General features: G+C 68.8%; 13 protein-coding genes. 7 read left to right on the forward strand and 6 right to left on the reverse strand.

The features are described from left to right. Position 1: 1 nt before the first annotated feature. Positions 2 to 319, reverse strand: coding sequence for a putative quinol monooxygenase (locus KYK13_RS14570; protein WP_223646620.1), 318 nt, complete (start codon positions 317 to 319; stop codon positions 2 to 4). Between the two features lie 87 nt (positions 320 to 406). Here KYK13_RS14570 and KYK13_RS14575 point away from each other — a divergent pair, with 87 nt between their 5' ends. Further along, a complete protein-coding gene (locus KYK13_RS14575; protein ID WP_223645043.1) occupies positions 407 to 1,300 on the forward strand; it encodes a 1,4-dihydroxy-2-naphthoyl-CoA synthase in 894 nt (297 codons plus the stop codon). Positions 1,301 to 1,307: 7 nt separating this feature from the next. On the opposite strand, the gene KYK13_RS14580 is transcribed toward KYK13_RS14575, so the two are convergent. Continuing rightward, the gene (locus tag KYK13_RS14580; RefSeq protein ID WP_223645044.1) at positions 1,308 to 3,371 is read right to left on the reverse strand and encodes a lipoxygenase family protein; all 2,064 of its coding nucleotides are present in this window, start codon (positions 3,369 to 3,371) and stop codon (positions 1,308 to 1,310) included. 292 nt (positions 3,372 to 3,663) lie between these two features. On the opposite strand from KYK13_RS14580, the gene KYK13_RS14585 reads away from it, so the two are divergent. Both KYK13_RS14585 and KYK13_RS14590 read left to right on the forward strand, forming a co-directional pair. Beyond that, positions 3,664 to 5,694, forward strand: coding sequence for a lipoxygenase family protein (locus KYK13_RS14585; RefSeq protein WP_223645045.1), 2,031 nt, complete (start codon positions 3,664 to 3,666; stop codon positions 5,692 to 5,694). Between the two features lie 21 nt (positions 5,695 to 5,715). Further along, positions 5,716 to 7,134 carry a cytochrome P450 gene (locus KYK13_RS14590; RefSeq protein WP_223645046.1) on the forward strand — a complete coding sequence of 473 codons (1,419 nt, stop codon included), beginning with the start codon at positions 5,716 to 5,718 and terminating at the stop codon, positions 7,132 to 7,134. A gap of 436 nt (positions 7,135 to 7,570) precedes the next feature. On the opposite strand, the gene KYK13_RS14595 is transcribed toward KYK13_RS14590, so the two are convergent. The 3 genes from KYK13_RS14595 to ada form a co-directional block, all read right to left on the reverse strand. Then, positions 7,571 to 8,446 (reverse strand): CARDB domain-containing protein, encoded by an 876-nt coding sequence (locus KYK13_RS14595; protein ID WP_223645047.1) that lies wholly within the window; start codon positions 8,444 to 8,446, stop codon positions 7,571 to 7,573. Between the two features lie 200 nt (positions 8,447 to 8,646). Continuing rightward, positions 8,647 to 9,327 carry a 2OG-Fe(II) oxygenase gene (locus tag KYK13_RS14600; protein WP_223645048.1) on the reverse strand — a complete coding sequence of 227 codons (681 nt, stop codon included), beginning with the start codon at positions 9,325 to 9,327 and terminating at the stop codon, positions 8,647 to 8,649. 17 nt (positions 9,328 to 9,344) lie between these two features. Then, complete coding sequence (gene ada / locus KYK13_RS14605; protein WP_223645049.1) at positions 9,345 to 10,418, reverse strand: bifunctional DNA-binding transcriptional regulator/O6-methylguanine-DNA methyltransferase Ada; 1,074 nt, start codon at positions 10,416 to 10,418, stop codon at positions 9,345 to 9,347. A 244-nt stretch (positions 10,419 to 10,662) separates the two neighbouring features. Here ada and KYK13_RS14610 point away from each other — a divergent pair, with 244 nt between their 5' ends. Continuing rightward, entirely contained in the window at positions 10,663 to 13,932 is a 3,270-nt protein-coding gene (locus tag KYK13_RS14610) for a C45 family autoproteolytic acyltransferase/hydolase (protein WP_223645050.1), read from the forward strand. Between the two features lie 48 nt (positions 13,933 to 13,980). Here the strand turns inward: KYK13_RS14610 and KYK13_RS14615 are convergent, their stop codons facing one another. Continuing rightward, positions 13,981 to 14,640, reverse strand: coding sequence for a hypothetical protein (locus tag KYK13_RS14615; RefSeq protein ID WP_223645051.1), 660 nt, complete (start codon positions 14,638 to 14,640; stop codon positions 13,981 to 13,983). A gap of 362 nt (positions 14,641 to 15,002) precedes the next feature. Here KYK13_RS14615 and KYK13_RS14620 point away from each other — a divergent pair, with 362 nt between their 5' ends. Genes KYK13_RS14620 through KYK13_RS14630 form a run of 3 tightly spaced genes read left to right on the forward strand, consistent with a single transcriptional unit; the run spans position 15,003 to position 18,492 of the window. Then, positions 15,003 to 15,623: a TetR/AcrR family transcriptional regulator gene (locus tag KYK13_RS14620; protein WP_223645052.1), complete on the forward strand. Its 621-nt coding sequence runs from the start codon at positions 15,003 to 15,005 to the stop codon at positions 15,621 to 15,623. A 1-nt stretch (position 15,624) separates the two neighbouring features. Continuing rightward, positions 15,625 to 17,256 carry a DHA2 family efflux MFS transporter permease subunit gene (locus KYK13_RS14625; protein ID WP_223645053.1) on the forward strand — a complete coding sequence of 544 codons (1,632 nt, stop codon included), beginning with the start codon at positions 15,625 to 15,627 and terminating at the stop codon, positions 17,254 to 17,256. 3 nt (positions 17,257 to 17,259) lie between these two features. Continuing rightward, positions 17,260 to 18,492, forward strand: coding sequence for an HlyD family secretion protein (locus KYK13_RS14630; RefSeq protein WP_223645054.1), 1,233 nt, complete (start codon positions 17,260 to 17,262; stop codon positions 18,490 to 18,492). Positions 18,493 to 19,242: the final 750 nt, after the last annotated feature.

Here is a 19,242-nt window from a genome sequence, read left to right on the forward strand (position 1 = left end):
GTCACCAGCCCGCGTCGTCGGGGAAGCGGTTGGTGTAGCGGCGGGGGACGCGGGGCTCGGCCATCATGGGGGTGACGGTGTCACGCCACGTGAGGTAGTGGGCGGTCTCCTTGTGCGCGGCGGGAGCGTCCGGCGTGCGGTAGGCCTCCACGAGGACGAAGCGGGTGGGGTCTTCGTTGTCCTGGCAGACATCGAAGCGGGCGATGCCGGGCTCCTTCACGCTCTCGCGGGCATTGGCGAGGGTGGCCTGGAGGAAGGCATCGACGTGCTGGGGCAGCACGTGCACGTGGACATGGATGACGAGCAGGCTCGTGGGCATGGCGCGCACGGTAGCGCGGGCGTCCCCGAGCGGAAACCGCTAGGGTTCCGGGCCGTTCACTCTCCCCAGATTCGGAGCAGACAGCGCATGGTTTCGGACCTCTTCGACGCGTCCCGCTGGCAGCCGGTGGAAGGCCACAAGTTCAAGGACATCACGTTCCACCGCGCGGTGGACCAGGGCACGGTGCGCATCGCGTTCAATCGCCCGGAGGTGCGCAACGCGTTCCGTCCGAAGACGGTGGACGAGCTGGCCCGGGCGCTGGAGGCCACGCGCTTCATGACGGACGTGGGCGTGGTGCTGCTCACCGGCAATGGCCCTTCCCCGAAGGACGGCGGCTGGGCGTTCTGCTCGGGCGGCGACCAGCGCATCCGCGGCAAGGACGGCTACAAGTACGAGCCCGGCGAGGACGCGGCGGACCCGGCGCGTCTGGGACGGCTGCACATCCTGGAGGTCCAGCGGCAGATCCGCTTCCTGCCGAAGGTCGTGATCGCGGTGGTGCCGGGCTGGACGGCGGGCGGCGGGCACAGCCTGCACGTGGTCTGCGACATGACCATCGCGAGCAAGGAACACGGGATGTTCAAGCAGACGGACGCGGACGTGGCCAGCTACGACGCGGGCTACGGCAGCGCGCTGCTGGCGCGGCAGGTGGGGCAGAAGCGGGCGCGGGAGATCTTCTTCCTGGGCCAGGCCTACACGGCGGAAGAGGCGTTCCAGATGAACGCCATCAACAAGGTCGTGCCGCACAAGGACCTGGAGAAGGTCGCGCTGGAGTGGGCGGCGGAGATCAACACCAAGAGCCCCACGGCCATCAAGATGCTGAAGTACGCCTTCAATCTCCCGGACGACGGGCTCGTGGGCCAGCAGCTCTTCGCGGGCGAGGCCACGCGTCTGGGGTACGGCACGGAGGAGGCCCAGGAAGGCCGCGACGCGTTCGTGCAGAAGCGCAAGCGCGACTTCAAGCGGTTCCCCTGGACGTACTGATGCCGCTTCAGATGTTGATGCGGGAGCTGACCGTCCGGACATCCAGGCCCAGGGCCGCGAAGTCCGCGGCATGGGCCCGGAGCAGCTCCAGCAGCCGGGGATGCACGTCCTCCTCTTCGTTGGACAGGATGAAGCCGTAGTTCGTCTTGGACAGCATCCAGGAGATCCACAGCATCTCCGTCGCCGCGTCAGGGGTTGGCGCGACGTCCAGGTCCTCCTCCGTGGACAGCGCGCCGCCCCTGCCCCAACGCAATCCCAGACACGAGTACAGGACCTCCCCCGCGTCCTCCCACTGGAGGTTGTTCGCCCAGGCGTGCCGGAACGTCGCGAAGAAGATGACGTAGCGGCAGAGGTGCTTCAGCGCCTCCACCTCGCCGGGCTGGGGCGTATCCGTCCGCGTCACCGCGCTCACCGCCCTGGCACCGGGCTCCGTGACCTTCGCGTCCAGGTCCATGCGCTCCGAGCGCACGAACCACGGCGCGTCCTTGCCCGGCACCTTCGCCCTCAGATAGCGGCACACGAACGCGGGCGCCGAGTGCGCCACCAGGTCGTCCGAGAACCGGCGCACCTCCTGCCATTGCGCCTCCACCGCCGCGCCGTGCTCCGCGAAGAACGCGTCGACGTGCTCCCCGAGCAGCTTCCAGAACAGCTGGCCCGCGTGCGCATACCGGTGCCCCTCGCAGACCGGCGCCGCGGGCGCGAAGCCCTTCCAGTCATAGCTGCCCATCAGGTGCTCCAGCCGCTGGCGGATCCCCGCCTCCGTCAGCGCGCTGGCCCGCGTGATGTACCCCGTGGGCCCCACCAGGAACCCGTTGGCGGCGTGGTTGATCAACACCACCTCGCGCAGGTGCGGCATGAGCAGCCAGCGCAAGGGATTGCGCCGCAGGTTGCGGTGCGCGGCGATGGCGTACTGCTCCACGTTGAAGTGGCACTGCCCCAGGTGATTGCCCAGCTCCACGTCCAGCGTCGCGCTCACCCGCGCCATCCGCTTCGCCGCCTCCCAGGCCGCGCCATCCGCTGGCGTGTACGTCCGGCGTGTCACCGGTGAGCCCGGCGCCGTCGCACCGGGCTCGCGCATCCCCAGGATGATCCGCTGGGGCATCAGCTTCCCGTCCACCAACCGCAGCCGCAGGTCCACGTCCGGCAGGCAATGCACGCCGTCCTGCTCATAGGCATTCCACGGCAGGTACAGCCGGAAGGCGTGGGCATCCCCGGGCACCTCCGGGTCCCGGTCCAGGATGCTGGAGAACATCCCGTTGAGCAGGCGCTCTCCGAACCACGCGTCGCTCCGCGAGGAGCCCGGGGACTCGCGCTCCATCCGGACCGTCATCGTCTCCGGGTAGTCCGCCTGGATCTTCGCGAGGCTCGGCGCCTGTCCCATCCGGATCTGGAGCTGGTGCTGGCGCTTCACCAGCTCGATGGGCGCGACGGCCTTGAGCATCGCCAGCGCCCGGCCGGGCGCATAGGCCGTGGGCGGCGTGCCTTCCTCCACCACCAGCAACCGCGCCAGCGGCGTCGACGGGTCGTATTCCCAGTAGGGCAGCCGCAGCGTCCCGAAGTCGTACTCCAGGCCCGCGTGGTCATCCGGCCCGCGCTCCGAGCCGATGCGCCTCCAGGTCTCCACCACCCGGCCATCCTGGCGGAACGTGTGCTGCGGCTCGAAGAAGCGCAGCTCCAGGTCCGGCAGGTCTCCTTCGCCCGCGTCCGCCGGGTCGTAGCGGATCGCGAACGAACCATCCGCGGCCGTGAAGCCCTCGCCCAGGAAGTCGTCCGGCGTCCCGAAGTCGCGGTCCCACAGCTCGACCTTGATGTGATGCAAGGGGATGGGCCCCTGGGGCCCGTCGTGCTCGAACATCAGCCTGCCCGTGACGACCGCGGGGAGCGCCGACGCATCCCGGAGCGCTCGGGGCGCACGCACCTGCTTGACCAGGTTGCGGCTGACCGCCAGCCGCTCCTTCAATCCCAGCCCCGCGTACCACCGGGCCAGCTCCTCTGCCTCCAGGAGCGGCGGTTCCCCGGCCTTTGAAGAGAAACCCAGCGAGGTCAACAGCCGGCGCCACGCGGTCCGCATCAGCGCCGGGCCTCAATCCCAGTCGTGGTCAACGTCGACCTGAGAGAGGTCTTGCCGGAGCCATCCATCCACGCGGAACGTCGCTGGGCGCGCTTCATCGCGGCGGAAGGTACCACGCCCTCTCGACCGAGCGCCCCCTGTCCAACCCATCGCAGCGCGCTCGCCCTCCGGGGCGACCCACTATTGGATCCACGGCAAGTGCCCTCGGAGCACCTGTGCCTCGCGAGCCATGGCGGGTCCGCTGCGTCTTTCAGCGGCGTACCCTGGATTTGACGTGCTAGTGGGGAAATCCATGACTGTCGATTACACGCTGACGATTCGCACGAGCTCGAAGCTCGGCGCCGGAACGAACGCGGCCATCTCCGTGGTGCTGGTGGGCACCCAGGGTGAGAGTCAGCCGCAGCTGTTGGACAAGCGCTTCCACAACGACTTCGAGGCCGGAGCGGTGGATGCCTATGTCGTCAAGGCCCAGGACCTGGGAGACCTGCTGTTGCTGCGCTTCTCCAATGCGGGCGGCGGGATTGGCGGCGACTGGCTGTTGGACTCGGTGACGGTCACCTCGCCGGGGAAGTACTGGTTCTTCCCCTATTATCGGTGGGTGCTGGCCAGGACGACCGCGGACGTCCTGGAGGGCACCGCCCGGCTGCCCCAGCACGTCCAGCACGAGCGGGAGCGGGCCGCCCGGAGCGAGCTGCTCCAGGCCCGGCAGCGCATGTACCCGTGGCGTCCCGCGGAGGCGACCGCCGGCCTGCCCGGTGCGCTCGACGTCACGCCCTCGCGTCCGCTCCCCAAGGACGAGCTCTACCGGGGGCTGGTGGACGGCAGCTACGAGGTCGTCATCGCGAAGACGCTGGCGGCCATCAAGCTGCACATGCCTGTGCTGAGCAAGGCGTGGCACGGCCTCGTCGACATCTTCGACTTCTTCAAGGGCATCGAGCTGCCCAGCATCGCCCGCCGCTGGCAGGATGACTTCGAGTTCGCCCGCCAGGCCGTCCAGGGCATCAGCCCCGTCCACATCCAGTCCATCATCGCGCTGCCGGAGGGCATGCCCGTGACGGATGACGCGCTGAAGGGGCAGCTGTCGCCGGGCGTGACGCTCCAGCAGGCGCTGGAGGAAAAGCGTGTGTTCCTCCTCGACTTCGAGATCCTGGGCGACGTGCCCATGTTCAAGAAGACGGACAAGGCGGGCGTCGAGGAGCGCCGCTGGGCGCCCGCGTCCCGGTGCCTGCTGTATCTGGATGACACGCAGCAGCTGCGGCCCATCGCCATCCAGCTCGGTCGTGACCCGGAGCAGGACCCGGTGTTCACGCCCAATGACAGTCCGCACGACTGGCTGGCCGCGAAGATCTACCTGCGGTGCAGCGAGGGCAACGCGCACCAGATGGTGGGCCACGCGCTGCGCACCCACTTCGTGGCGGAGCCGTTCGTCATGGCGACGATGCGCAACCTCCCGGACCCGCACCCGGTCTACAAGCTGCTGCGCCGCCACTTCCGCTACACGCTCGCCATCAATGAGGGCGCGCGAAAGGGCCTGCTCGCGGAGGGCGGCGTGTTCGACGACCTCATCGCCACGGGCGGCCCCGACCAGGGCCACCTGTTCCTGGGCAGGAAGGGGTACAAGGCCTGGAAGCTCGCGGACAACAAGCCGCGCCCGGACATCGAGCGGCGCGGCGTGCTCGACCCGGCGGTGCTCCCGCACTACCCGTACCGTGACGACGCGCTGCTCCTGTGGGACGCGCTCGAGGAGTACGTCGGAGGGGTGCTGGGGGCCTTCTACAAGTCCGACGAGGACCTGGTGCGCGACGCCGACATGCAGCGCTGGTGGAAGGACCTCACCGAGCACGGCCTGCCCGTGGACAAGCTCCCGTGCGCGGAGCTGAAGCGCGTGTCCGACCTCGCGGACATCCTCACCACGGTGCTCTTCACGGTGAGCGTCCAGCACGCGGCGGTGAACTATCTCCAGTACGAGCACTACGCCTTCGTGCCCAACGCGCCGCTGTGCATGCGCCAGCCTCCGCCGCGGCAAAAGGGTGCCCTGGGGGAGAAGGACATCGAAGCGATGATTCCCTCCAAGACGCAGATGCTCTGGCAGGTGGCGGTGGGCCGCGCGCTGTCCAGCTTCGGGGACGACGAGGAGTACCTGCTCCACGAGGGAGGCTGGCGCGAGGACTACTTCCAGGAGCCGGAGCTCATCGCCATCCGCGACCGCTTCCACTCCCGCCTGCGCGCGCAGTGCGAGGCCGTGAAGGCACGCAACGCGAAGGTCGCGGTGCCCTACACCGTCCTGCAGGCCGACCGCATCCCCTGCGGCATCACCGTCTAGCGCCGTCAGGAGACACCGCCCGTGCCCAACGCCCTCTCTCGTGGCCTCTTCAACCTGTTCTTCGGCGCGAAGCGTAAGCCGTTCGCGTCGCTGCCCGGTCCCCCGCCGGGGATCCTCGGCACCGCCGGGGACTTCCTGGGGGCTTCTCCCTGGGACGTCTGCGCCCGCTATGGCCGCGAGTACGGCGGCGTCACGCTCATCTGGATGGGGCCCAATCCCGGGCTGGTGCTCAACGATCCGGCGCTCATCGCGGAGGTCTACGAGTCCCCGCGCCGGATGGAGTTCGAGAAGGGGAACATCAGCGAGCAGATCCGCCCGTCCACGACGGACGACACGGCCTTCACGGCGGAGCTGCGCGGGGACTGGGTCCAGAAGCGCGCGCTGGAGCCCGGCGCGCAGCCCTGGGCCTCGGAGTGGCTGGCGGAGCAGGTGGGCCCCATGCAGGCAGCCATCTCCGAGTCCGTGGATGCGCTGCTGAAGCAGGGGGACATCGACTTCACGCCGGCGCTGCGCCGGCTGACGTTCGACGCGTTCTCGGTGGCTTCAGTGGGGGAGAAGCTGCCGGAGCAGGTGTTCGAGGACTTCATGCTGCTCGCGAGGGCGGCGGACGCGCGCATCCAGTCGAAGCTGCCGCTGAAGTTCGTGAAGCCACCCAAGGACTTCGAGGCGGTGAAGGCGCGCTTCTACGGGCACTTCGTGGACCGGATCCGCGAGGCTCGCAAGCGGCAGGACCCGCATGCCGTGGACGTCATGTCCCGCTACCTGCGGGAGACGCCGGGCATTGATGATCAGGTGTTGGCGCACATGCTCGGGGGCACCTATTTCGGCGGGGCGTTCTCCTCCAGCGTGACGTTGGTGGGAGCGTTCCACCAGCTCAACAAGTACCCCGACGCTGACTCGCGCCTCGCCGCGGAGGCCGCTTCCCTGGTGGCGGATGGGCCGCTGACGTTCGGGAAGCTGGAGGCCGCGAAGTGGGTGGAGGCGGTGGCGTATGAGGCGCTGCGCATCCTGCCGGCGGTCCGGGTGATGACGCGCACGCCGTCGAAGGATGCGGAGCTGGCCGGGGTCACGTTGCCCGCGGGGGCGATGATCATGATCTCGAACCAGCACCTGCACCGCGACCCGAAGCACTGGGAGGCCCCGGACACGTTCAAGCCGGAGCGCTGGCTCGACGGAGGAACGGCACGGGACCCGCTGGGGAGCGGCTACTTCTTCCCGTTTGGCCGGGGACCGCGCGCGTGCGTGGGCGCGGACTTCGCGATGACGTACCTGAAGACGGCGCTCGCGACGATTGCGTCCCGCGTGAAGGTGCAGCTCGACTCGACGGAACCCTTCGAGGAGGGCTTCTTCTTCGGTGTGGTGCTGCCCAAGGGCGTCACCGGGAAGCTCGTCGCGCGAGCCGCCCCGTCATCCCAGGGCATGCGCGCCCGGAGCGCCTGAACTCCCGGGAGTCCAATCCCTACACCACCCCGCTGACACGGCTCCAACCTGGCTGGCTGTCGGAAAGGTTGGAGCTACATGGACGGAGCGGAGCCCCTCCGGCGGCGGCCATTCAAAACCTGTCCGACAGTCGGACAGGTTTTCGCGGACCGGAGGGAACGGGGGCCTCCGGCCGCGCTCCTCCAAACCTGTCCGACAGTCGGACAGGTTCGTAGGGTGCGCCGTCGACAGGGCGTCTCCGCAGAATTTTCACTTTCTCATTCGCATGGCCAGCCGGTACTTCGAGCCCGATGCCGCTTTGTCGGGGGCCGATGGCGCACAGCTCCAATTTCGAGTCGACGCCATGATCGGTCGTTCTTGGGACGAGCGGTGAGCGGTTCCAGGATGGAACGCCCGAGGACGAAGCCCTGCGCATGGCAGGAGGGCGAGCGCTTCATCAGCGCGACAACGAAGCGTAGCCGTCCACGAACCCAATCGTCGGGGCGTACTGTTCGATGTCCGCGCGGACCGGACCGGGCAGGTCGGACTCCAGCGCGCTGGCCGAGTCCCGCACCGTCAACGGCTGACTCGCGACGACCTGCAAGGTGAAGGCACCCTGGTTGTTGTTCTCGTTGCTCTCCGCGATGACCCCATCCACGTCCGCCACGAGGACCAGGTAGTACGTCCCCGGCTCGATGGCCGTCGAGAACGTGATGGCCGTGGGCGCGACGGAGAACGTCCCCGCGCCCGTGCCCACGGAAATCCCACCGATGTAGCTGAGCAGGTTGAAGTTGGCGTCCGCCAGGAAGACCCCGATCGTGGACGGGGCATTCACGGGGCAGGCGGTAAAGAGGTCCGCCGTGAAGGTGACGGTGCCACCCGGCGTGATGGTCGAGGGCGTCAGCGTCCCGGCCGTGAAGTAGAAGTCCGGGAGCTTGGTGGTGCCAATCAGCGTGTCGTCGCCCCACCGGGACGAAAGGTCCGCCTCGACCTGGATGTAATAGAGTTGCGGAGCGCACGCGGCCGCGGCCTGATCCAGCACGGTCTGCGCAGCCGCCTGGACCGTGGCCCTGGAGAAGGACGCCGACTGGGTGCCCGCAGGCGGGAGGTAGAGCCCTGTTCCGGCCCGTCCGAGCAGGATCTGCTGCGAGCTCATCAAGACCCGGTTCGAGGTCCCCTGCGGGCTGGTCGCCAGGTAGAACCGCATCTGTGCTGAAGCCAGCGTGCTGCTCCCATTCAGGGCGTACGTCACCGTGAAGATGGAGTTGGGGTTGGGAATCGTCGCGGGGGCGGTGACCGTCGTGACCCCAATCGCCGCCTGGGCCGGAGTCACGGCAATGCAAATCAATGCGACGGCCGCCGACAGGAGATGCTTGAGTCTTGTCATTCTCTCAGGATGGACAAGCTCAGATGATTAAATCAAGGGCTCTTTGTGTGGGTGGGATTGGCCCCGTCTGAGGTGGTTTTGGGCCCGGGGGAATCCACTATTGTCTTTGCGTCTGGACTCCTGGACTGGACGTGGTGAACCGCGGGCTACGCCGCATCATGGAAGATGATGCCCGCCGTGTGCCTCATGCCGGAGCGCACACGGCTGACGCCATGCCGCAGATTGACGCGGTACGTGCCTCGCGTGCCTTGCACGGGGCGGTGATGCACCGCGAAGACGACCGCGTCTCCCTGACGCAGGGGGACGACCTCCGCCCGTGACTGCATCCGGGGACGCTGCTCCGTCAGCACGAACTCGCCGCCCGTGAAGTCCCGTCCGGGTTCGGAGAGGAGGATGGCCACCTGGAGTGGGAAGACGTGCTCACCGTACAGGTCCTGGTGCAGGCAGTTGTAGTCGTCCGCGCCGTAGCGCAGGAGCAGCGGCGTGGGCCGCACCTGTCCGGCCTCATGGCAACGCGCGAGGAAGTCCGCGTGCGCGTCCGGATACCGCACGTCGATTCCCATCGCCGTGTTCCAGCGGTTCGCGATGGGCGCGAGGTATGGGTACAGCGCCGTGCGCAGCTCCGTCACGACCTCCGGCAGCGGATGGTCGAAGTATTTGTATTCACCCCGGCCAAATCCGTGCCGCGCCATCACCACGCGGCTGCGGAAGGCATCCTCCATGTCGTAGAGCAGCGCCAATGCCTCGCACTCATCGGGCGTGAGCAGGCGCTCCAGGACCGCGCACCCACGGGCATCCAGGTCCCGGCCCGTTGCTTCCCAATCCACCGCGCGGACCCGTCTCCTCACCGCTGCGCCTCGCGCTCCAGCAGCGCGCGCTTGCGCTCAACGCCCCAGCGATAGCCAGACAGCGCGCCGTCGTTGCGCACCACCCGGTGGCACGGAATCACCACCGCCAGCGCGTTCGCGCCGCATGCCTGCGCCACGGCCCGCACCGACTTCGGTGCACCAATCCGCTCCGCGATGTCCGTGTAGCTCGCCGTCTTCCCGGCCGGGATTTCCCTCAGCGCCTGCCACACGCGCTGCTGGAACGCCGTGCCTCGCACGTCTAGCGGCAGGTCCAAGCCCACGCGCGGCGCCTCCACGAAGCCCACGACCTTCGCCACAAGCTGCTCGAACGTCGCGTCCCCGCCCACCAGCGTCGCCTGCGGGAAGCGGTCCTGGAGGTCCTTCGCCAGCGCGTCCGGATCATCTCCCATCAGGATGGCGCACACGCCCCTGTTGCTCGCGGCCACCAGGATGGGACCCAGCGAGCACTCCGCGATGGCGAAGCGGATCTCCGTGTTCGCGCCCCCGGCGCGGAAGTTCGTTGGTGTCATGCCCAGGACCTGGCTGGAGGTTTCGTAGAAGCGGCCACTCGAATTGAACCCGGCGTCGTAGATGGCCTCGGTGACGGAGCGGCGCTTCGTCAGCCCCGTGCGGATCCGCTCCGCCCGCTGCGCCGCCGCGTAGCCCTTGGGCGTCAGGCCCGTCACCGCCTTGAATACGCGGTGCAGGTGATACGGCGACAGGCCCGCGCGCTCGGCCAGCTCCTCCAGGCTCGGCGGGGCCTCGGCGGCCTGGATGAAGCGGCACAGCTCGGCCACCCGGTCCGCGTGCTTCACGGCGAGGGAGGGCTCCCCCGGCTTGCACCGCTTGCATGCTCGGAATCCCGCCTGCTCCGCCGCCTGCATCGTTACGTGGAACCCCACGTTCTCCGGCCGCGGCGTCCGGGCTCCGCATGACGGACGGCAGTACACGCCCGTCGTCCTCACGGAATAGAAGAAGCGCCCATCCGCCGCCGCATCCCGAGCGACGACCGCCGCCCAGCGCGGGTCGCCCATCGTCGCCGCCGCGAGGGCCTCCGTCTTCGTCGCCATTCGCTGCCTCCCTTCGAGCGCGGTCCTCATGACCACGAGCGAAAACCTAACCCCCCATTTTCAGGCCAGCACTCCGCGCCTTGCGGTCGAATTCGGCACGGGCATGGAACAGGGCGTCATGGCGTGACGTGCTCCAGTCTCGCTGGGAGTGAACCGCCTGCCGTCTGTGCGCGCAATGCATGCCAGCACGTCCGCGTATGACGTGACAGGATGCCGCACCCATTCCTCCTTCCATGAGCAAGCCATGCCCCACCTGCGTCTGATGTGGAAACGCTCCCGTCTGCTCTGGCCTGCGCTGGCCGTCTGCGCCTCGGCCTCCGCATGGGCGGCCCCCGCGTCCATCGCCGTCCCCAACGCCGGCTTCGAGTCCGTCGCCAACAACCTCCCCCAGGGCTGGACCGCCTCCGGTCAGGGCAAGGTCTCCGCTCGCACCGACGCGAAGTCCGAGGGCAGCCGCAGCCTCGTCATCGAAAGCCCCCAGGGCGGCGCGGAGACCACCGTCCAGTCCGAGCCCGTGAGGCTCCAGGTGGGCCGCCTCTACCGGCTCTCCGCCTGGGTGCGCACCCAGGGCGTGCAGGCGGACGCGCAGGCCCGCTACCCCACGGCGCTGGGCGCGTGTCTGTCCATGCAGAGCTTCCCCTTCACCAACTGCTCGCCGCCGCAGGGCGCGGACCAGAGCGGCCGCGTGCAGGTGCTGTTCTTCGCCACCCAGTCCACGGACCGCGTGCGCGCGCACCTGGGCCACAACGGCAAGGCCACCGGCACCGCGTGGTTCGATGACGTGAAGCTGGAGGAGGTGGACGACATCACCGCGTACGTCCCCATGGAGAGCGTGCGCTGGGCCGGCAAGGGCTTCCGCTACGACGACGGTGGCTGGGTGTACGTCCACATCGAGGGCGAGCCCTACGAGCGCGGCCGCCAGTACGGCGAGCTCGTGTCGCAGGAGATCGTCCGCTACATCGAGAAGCTCGGCATCCAGAAGGACAAGGCGGACGCCGCGAAGGGCTGGGCGCAGGTGCGCCTGCTCGCGGACTCGCTGTTCCTGCGCCGCTTCGAGCCCGAGTACCTGGAGGAGATGAAGGGCATCGCCGACGGCGCCAACGTGGGCGGCGCGAAGTTCAAGGGCCCGGATGGCAAGGAGCGCGACCTGGACGTGCTGGACGTCGTCGCCCTCAACTCCGCCGTGGACCTGGGCCAACTGGACGAGGCCAACCGCGTCACCGCGTCCCCGCTCTCCGGCCGCACCTTCCTCAAGGGCGAGGACGAGAACGGCCGCGCGGGGGAGGGTGACCACTGCTCTTCGTTCGTGGCGACCAAGTCCGCGACGAAGGACGGCCGCGTCGTCATGGGCCAGATCTTCATGTGGAACGGCTACACCGGCGTCCACTGGGACGTGGTGCTGGACGTGCAGCCCACCAAGGGCCACCGCTTCGTGATGCAGACCTTCCCGGGCGGCATCCACAGCGGCTCTGACTGGATGCTCAACGACGCGGGCGTCATCATCGGTGAGACGACCGTGGGCCAGACGCCCTTCAACATCGACGGCACCCCGCAGAGCAACCGCATCCGCAAGGCCGTGCAGTACGCGAACTCCATCGACGATGTGGAGCGCATCCTCAAGGACCGCAACAACGGCCTCTACACCAACGACTGGACGCTCGCGGACACCAAGACGGATGAGGGCGCGTGCCTGCTGTTGGGTACGGCGAAGACGCGCCTGTGGCGCACGGGCAGCAAGGGCAAGGCCGCGGACACGCCTGGAAACCTCAAGGACTTCATCTGGGCCAACAACAACAACCGCGACCCGGAGGTCCGCAAGGAGTCCCTTGCCAACGCGAACAACGCCCCGTTGGACCTGGCCTTCAACACCTGGAACCGCGACATCGCCTTCCAGGAGGCCTACGCGAAGTACGGCAAGGGCGGCTTCGACGTGGACAGCGCCACGCGCATGATGGCCTCCAGCCCCATCAACCGCCCGCACGCGTGCGACGGCAAGGTCACCACGTCGGAGATGGCGGAGAAGCTGATGTTCCTCGCCCACTACGGCAAGACGACGCTGCGCGAGAAGATGGTGGGCAGCCGCTGGATCCCCGACCTGCCCGGCGCCACGCCGCACCTGTCCCTGGGCTACACCGCCTTCAGCCCCATCTACGTGGCGGAGCAGCTCAAGGCCGCCAAGGCGAAGCAGAAGCCGGAGCCCAAGGCGGACAAGCCCAAGCGCGACTTCGCTCGCGTGAAGGACGCGCTCAGCTTCGACGAGAAGAAGCTCTGGTCCAACACCGTGTTCCCCGCGACGGATGGGGACAACTGGTTCGGCAGCGGCTCGGCCGCGTACTGGACGCAGCTCAAGGACCTGCCGGAAGGGGATGACCTCTCCAAGGCCTTCGACACCCAGCGCGACGCGCTCGCGGAGCTCAACGCTCGCTACCTGTACGTCACGGCTCGCGAGGGCGATGTGGTGCCGTCCGCCGCGCGCACGGACTACGGCCGCTACGGCACGTACGCGGTGCCTCGCATCAAGGGCACGTACCTGCTGCACCAGCTGCGGCTCATCCTGGGCAACGCGAAGTTCGCCAGGGTGATGGACGCGGTGCACACGAAGTTCGCCAACAAGAAGCTCACCACCCAGGACTTCATCCGCATCGCGTCGGAGGCCGCCGGCCAGGACGTGGGGCCGCTGGTGAAGCAGTGGGTGGAGCGCGGCGGCCTGCCCGCGCCGCGGCTCACCTCGCGCGCGCAGAAGGCGAAGGAGGGCTACGAGGTGACGCTGAAGGTGGACCAGTCCGGCACGCCCTGGCGCTTCGCCACGCTGGTGGAGGTGCAGACGGAGAAGGGCGCCGTGCTGGACCGCGTGGAGGTGAAGGGGGCGAGCGACACCTTCACCGTGAAGGTCGCGGACCGGCCGGTGCGCGTGGTGTTCAACGTGGGCAACGACATCCCCGTGGCCCGCGAGCGCTACCAGACCCTGGCCAACACGCTGGATGACTGGGACAAGCTCCTCTTCGTGTACGGCTCCGCGCACCAGGTGGAGTCCATGCGCACGCTGGCCACGAACTACCGCGAGCAGCTGGCGGACGCGTCCCCGGAGCGGCTGGCCCCCATCAAGCCGGACGCCGAGGTGACGGACGCGGAGCTGGCGGATCGCGACCTGGTCGTCTTCGGCGGCCTGGAGGACAACGGGCTGCTGGCGCGCCTCCAGGCGGAGAAGAAGCTGCCGGTGGAGCTGGGCCGGCGCTTCTTCCGCTGGCAGGGCACGACGTACGGCCGCGCGGATGACGGCCTGGCCATGGCGCTGCCCAACCCCTGGAACCCGAAGCGGACGCTCTACCTCTTCGTCGCCAACAGCGGCCTGGAGCTGTGGCACATGACGCGCTCGTTCCAGCGCGGCCTCCAGAGCTGGGCCCTGTTCCGCGCGGGCGAGGTGAGCGGCAAGGGCTTCCACGCCACCGAGAGCCTCACCCAGGAGCTGTCCGTGGACCTGCCCGCTCCCAAGCTGGGCATGCTCACGCCCTGATGGACGGAAGCGGCGGCTCCCAGCAAGCACTGGGCGCCGCCGGAGCGCCTAGTCCTTCTTCTCGAGGACGGTGGTGGTGACCGGGTCCCCGCCGAAAGCGTCCTTCCACGTCTTGTGGAAGGTGTCGGGGGCGTTCGGATCGGTGCTGTACTTCTTGAAGTCGGGCGTGTGCTGACGCTTCTCCGACTTGGCACTGCCGTCGGACCACACGTGCATGGTGAGGCGGTCCCTGCCGTCCGTGCCCCAGACGCCTTCGGCGTGGTGCCGGGCCCCGTCGTCCACCTCCCTCTCCCGCACGCTGACGAAGCCCTCGCCCTTGCCCGGCGCGGCGTTGTCATTGACGGACCCCGGTGCCTTCTGGCGGGCCTGCTGCGCGGTGCTGATGTTGGCCTGGGCCGAGCCACCAAACGCATCCTGCGTGACCTTCTCCCGGCTGTAGTCTTCCGCGAAGGGCTTGAGCTGCTTCTGGTGCATGACCTCCTCGGCGGTGTTCAGGCAGTCGCGCGTGGTGCTCCCGGGCTTCGCGCGGTACTCCTCGAAGGTGTCTGCGCCGTCCTGGTAGCGCTTGCCCGTCCTCTCCGCGAAGGCCGCGGGCGGCGGCGTCGAGGGGCGCTGGACCCCATTGCCCTCGCGAACAAGGACCTTCATGGGGGCGTCATCGCTGAGCTTGTACTTGCCGCTCTCCGTGCTCTTGAAGCCCTGCGGCATCGGGTCCGGGAGGGCCGTCCGCCGGCTGGGCCGCGTGCCGAATGGATTGTGGCGCTGGGTGGAGGACGTGGACTCGGTCCGGATGGGACCAACACTCGGACCGGGGTTACGGGAAACGCCGCGGGGCATGGGGGCAGCTCCTGAGAGGAATTGAACGCCGCAATCCTAGACGCCGTGCTCCTCGCGCGCCGTCCGGACTTGCAAGGGCTTGCATTCTTCTGGACGTCCGCCGGAAGCGCGCGCGTGGGAAGCTCCATGTGGGGCCAGGGCCTACCACCCACCGTCCGCTCGCCTGCCTGCCCTCATGAACCCCCTGGCCGATTTGACTCCGCCGCGGGGCGGGTTAAATCATCCTTCAGGAAATGAATCGGGATTCAAAATCTGAGGCGCCCGTCAAACGGCTGCGCTCACGTCTGAAGGAAGCCACCGCCGACGCCATCCTGTCGGCGGCCGCGGAGGTGTTCGCTCGCGACGGCCTGCACGCGGCGAAGATGGAGTCCATTGCCGAGCAGGCGGGCGTGTCGGTGGGGACGCTCTACAACCACTTCACCGACCGCGCGGCCCTGCTGGACGCGCTGCGCGCCAAGCGCCGCCAGGTGATGCTGGACCGGCTGGACGCGGCCCTGGCCCCCGTGGCCGAGCGGCCCGCGCGCGAACAGCTGCGCGCCTTCGTGATGGCGGTGTTCGCCCACGTGGCGGAACGCGACGCGTTCGTGCGGGTGTTGATGCAGTTGCCGGAGGACCCTGCGCGCAAGAGCCGGATGCTGGCGGAGCTCAACCGGCGCGTGATGGTCATCCTCGACCGGGGCATCCAGGCCGGGGAGGTCCGCGCGGAAGGGCGCTCGCTCTATCCGGCTCTCTTGATGGGGATGGTGCGCGGCGCCCTGGACCGCCTGCGCGAGGACGACGCCGCGAACCCTCCGGCGGCCGCCTGGGCGGAGGAGATCCTCCGCGTCTTCTTGAAGGGCATCGAGGTCGACTGACATGGCGACAGCTGTCGCAACACCGGAGGTCCTGGCGCCAGCGGCGCCCAAGGTCCCCGTCAACAAATGGCTCGTCACGCTCTCCGTGACGTTCGGCACGCTGATGGGCGCCATCGACTCGTCCATCGTGAACGTCGCGCTGCCGCAGATCCGCGGCGCTGTCGGCGCCACGGTGCAGGAGATCACCTGGGCCACCACCGGCTTCGTCATCGCCACGGTGATGGTGATGCCGCTCACCGGCTTCCTGGGCCGCATGTTCGGCCAGAAGCGCGTGTACCTGGCGTGTCTGGTGCTGTTCGTCGCGGGCTCGTTCCTGTGCGGCCTCGCGTGGAACCTGCCCACGCTGGTGCTCTTCCGCTTCCTGCAGGGACTGGGCGCGGGCGCGCTCCAACCCACCGAGCAGGCCATCCTCCGGCAGACGTTTCCGCCCAAGGAGCAGGGCACCGCGATGGCCATCTTCGGCATGGCCGTGATGGTGGGCCCGGCCATTGGCCCCACGCTGGGCGGCTACATCGTGGACAACTGGCACTGGTCCTGGATCTTCTTCATCAACGTGCCGGTGGGCATCCTGGGCTTCTTCATGGTGGCCCGCTTCGTCCAGGAGGACGAACAGCTGCGGGCCACCGCGCGCCTGGAGGCTGAGAAGCAGCGCAAGCACATGGACTGGGCCGGAATCACGCTGCTCTGCATGGGCCTGGCCACGCTCCAGTACTTCCTGGAGGAGGGGCAGGCGGATGACTGGTTCGAGTCCCCCGTCATCGTCATCTGCGCGCTCATCTCCGCCACGTGCCTCATCGCCTTCGTCATCCGCGAGCTGACCGCGGAGGCTCCCGCGGTGAACCTGCGGCTGTTCAAGGATCCGGTGTTCGCGTCCGGCACGCTGTTGGGCGCGCTGGTGTTCGCGGTGCTCATGGCCAGCATGTTCCTGCTGCCGGTGTTCATGCAGGAGTTGCTCGGCTTCACCGCGACACAGTCCGGCTTCTCGCTGATGCCGCGCACGCTGGTGATGATGTTGATGATGCCCATCGTCGGGCGGCTGTACGGCAAGGTGCCGGCGCGCATCCTGGTGGGCGCGGGCATCGTGTTCGCGGGCTTCGGCGCGTTCGAGATGAGCCACTTCTCGCTCGCGACGGGCTCCAGCAACATCATCGCGGCCATCGCGCTGCAGGGCGTGGGGTTCAGCCTGATGTTCGTGCCGCTCAGCGCCACGGCGCTCGGCAGCATCCCGCGCGAGCGCATGGCGGACGCGACGGGCCTCAACTCCCTCTTGCGTCAGATTGGCGGGTCCGTGGGCCTGGCCATCTTCACCACGCTCCTGTCGCGCTACACCGTGCTGTCCAAGGCCTCCATCGCGGCGCACCTGAACCCGGAGCGGTGGGAGGTGGCCAGCCGCATGGCCGCGACCCAGAAGGGGCTCATGCAGCATGGCCTGGACGCCGCGAGCGCCAGCATGGCCAGCCTCCAGATGATGGTGGGCACCGTGTCGCGGCAGGCCATGGTGCTCGCGTTCGACAAGCTCTTCGTATTGGCGGCGCTGATGTTCGTGGTGGTGCTGCCGCTCATCTACTTCCTCAAGGACCCCCCGAGCGTCGGGGGCTCCCACGAGAAACCGCACATCGACGTGGAGATTTAAGGCATGGCAACGACAACGACTGCTCCCCAATTGGTCCCCGAAGCGGCGCCCGCGCCCGCCGCCGCGGCGCAGGCGAAGCGCGGCAAGCGGGGCTTCCTCATCCTCGGCGTCATCGTGGCCGCCCTCGTGCTGGGCATAGGCGGCTTCAAGGTCCTCACGGCTGGTCAGGAGTCCACCGACGACGCGCAGGTGGAGGCGGACGTGGTGCCCCTGGCCGCGCGCGTGTCCGGCCCGGTGGTGAAGGTGGCGGTGGTGGACAACGCCACCGTGCACCAGGGCGACGTGCTCCTCCAGATCGACCCGCGTCCATACGAGGCGCGCGTGAAGCAGGCGGAAGCGGAGCTTGAGTCCGCGCGCGCCCAGGCGGTCGCTGCGGACGCACAGGCCACGGTGGCGGCGGCCGGCGCGAAGGGTGGCTTGTCCAGCGCGAAGGCGCTCGTGTCCACGAGCACGTCCGCGGTGAGCAGCGCCGAAGCACAGGTGGCGGCGGCCCGTGCGGCCCTGACGCGCGCCGAGGCCCAGGCGCGCAAGGCGACGCTGGACCTGGAGCGCGCCCAGAGCCTGCGTCAGCAGAACGTGGTGGCGCAGAGCGCGCTGGATGACGCACAGACGGCCAATGACACGGCGCAGGCCGCGCTCGCGGGTGCTCGTGCGCAGCTCGCCGTGGCGGAGGAAGGCCGGCGCACGGCGGAGAGCAAGGTGGCGGAGGCGAAGGGGCAGCTCGACGTGAGCGCGCCCATCGACGAGAAGATCGCCGCTGCCCAGGCCAGTGCGTCACTGGCGCACGCTCGGGTGAAGGGCGCGGAGGCCGCGCTCGACCAGGCGAAGCTGCAACTGGAGGACACGCGCATCGTCGCTCCGGCGGATGGCCAGGTGTCCAAGCTGTCCGTGCACGTGGGCCAGCTGCTCTCCCCCGGCCAGTCCGTGGCGGAGCTGGTACCCACGACGACCTACGTGGTGGCGAACTTCAAGGAGACGCAGGTGGGCCACATGAAGCCCGGCCAGCGCGTGGAGGTGGAGCTGGATGCCTTCTCCGGTGAGAAGCTGGAGGGCCGGGTGGAGAGCCTGTCCGGCGGTACCGGCGCCCGCTTCTCCCTGCTGCCGCCCGACAACGCGTCCGGCAACTTCGTGAAGGTGGTGCAGCGCGTGCCCGTGCGCATCAGCTGGGTGCACCCGCCGGAGGGCCTGGCCCTGCGCGCCGGCCTCTCCGCCGACGTGACGGTGCACACGAAGTAGTCACAAGCCCGAAGTCCCACACCCCGGCGCCGCGCCCCAACAGGGACGCGGCGCTTTTTCATGCCGTCAGGTATCAGGCAGAGCGCGCCCGTCCCCCAATGGAGGGCTACGCCCTCGGACGTGCGCGCTGGTTCCACGGCTGAGAAGGTACGAAGCCCTGCCGGGACCTCCTGCTGGCCGCGCATCGTCCGAACCTGTCGGACAGTCGGGCCGGCTCGGGCAACGGCCGTAGGGAGCCTCCACGCACCAGGAGAAGCGAGAACGGTCCGACAGTCGGACCGTTTGGGGCAACTGCCACCCAGGGGGCTTCGCGCACACCGAGCCGCGGAGCCGGTCCGGTCGTCGGACAGGTTGGGCAACCGCAGCAGGGCGCCCCGTCGCCCCCGGAGCCGCAGAACCTGTCCGACAGCCAGACAGGTTCCGGCAACCGCGGTCGGGGGGGCCGCGCACCCGGCGCAGCAGAGTCGGTCCGACAGTCGGACAGGTTGCGGCAACCGGCAGGTTCCTCCGCGCACCCGGCGCAGCAGAGTCGGTCCGACAGTCGGACAGGTTGTGGCAATTGGCGCATAGGCCTCCGCGCACCCGGCGCAGGAGAGTCGGTCCGACAGTCGGACAGGTTGTGGCAATTGGCGCATGGGCCTCCGCGCACCCGGCGCAGGAGAGTCGGTCCGACAGTCGGACAGGTTCTGGCAGCCGCGGCCGGGTGGGCTCCGCGCACACGGTGCTGCGAGACCGGTCCGCAATTCGGAC

Origin of the sequence: Corallococcus sp. EGB, from assembly GCF_019968905.1 — a bacterium.
Classification (GTDB): domain Bacteria; phylum Myxococcota; class Myxococcia; order Myxococcales; family Myxococcaceae; genus Corallococcus.

Bases quoted from the DNA above. Each gene is read 5' to 3' on its own strand.
- KYK13_RS14620 (WP_223645052.1), top strand. From the start codon at position 15,003: ATGAATCGGGATTCAAAATCTGAGGCGCCCGTCAAACGGCTGCGCTCA.
- KYK13_RS14585 (WP_223645045.1), top strand. From the start codon at position 3,664: ATGACTGTCGATTACACGCTGACGATTCGCACGAGCTCGAAGCTCGGC.
- KYK13_RS14610 (WP_223645050.1), top strand. From the start codon at position 10,663: ATGCCCCACCTGCGTCTGATGTGGAAACGCTCCCGTCTGCTCTGGCCT.
- KYK13_RS14580 (WP_223645044.1), bottom strand. From the start codon at position 3,371: ATGCGGACCGCGTGGCGCCGGCTGTTGACCTCGCTGGGTTTCTCTTCA.
- KYK13_RS14630 (WP_223645054.1), top strand. From the start codon at position 17,260: ATGGCAACGACAACGACTGCTCCCCAATTGGTCCCCGAAGCGGCGCCC.
- ada (WP_223645049.1), bottom strand. From the start codon at position 10,418: ATGGCGACGAAGACGGAGGCCCTCGCGGCGGCGACGATGGGCGACCCG.
- KYK13_RS14625 (WP_223645053.1), top strand. From the start codon at position 15,625: ATGGCGACAGCTGTCGCAACACCGGAGGTCCTGGCGCCAGCGGCGCCC.
- KYK13_RS14570 (WP_223646620.1), bottom strand. From the start codon at position 319: ATGCCCACGAGCCTGCTCGTCATCCATGTCCACGTGCACGTGCTGCCC.
- KYK13_RS14615 (WP_223645051.1), bottom strand. From the start codon at position 14,640: ATGCCGCAGGGCTTCAAGAGCACGGAGAGCGGCAAGTACAAGCTCAGC.
- KYK13_RS14575 (WP_223645043.1), top strand. From the start codon at position 407: ATGGTTTCGGACCTCTTCGACGCGTCCCGCTGGCAGCCGGTGGAAGGC.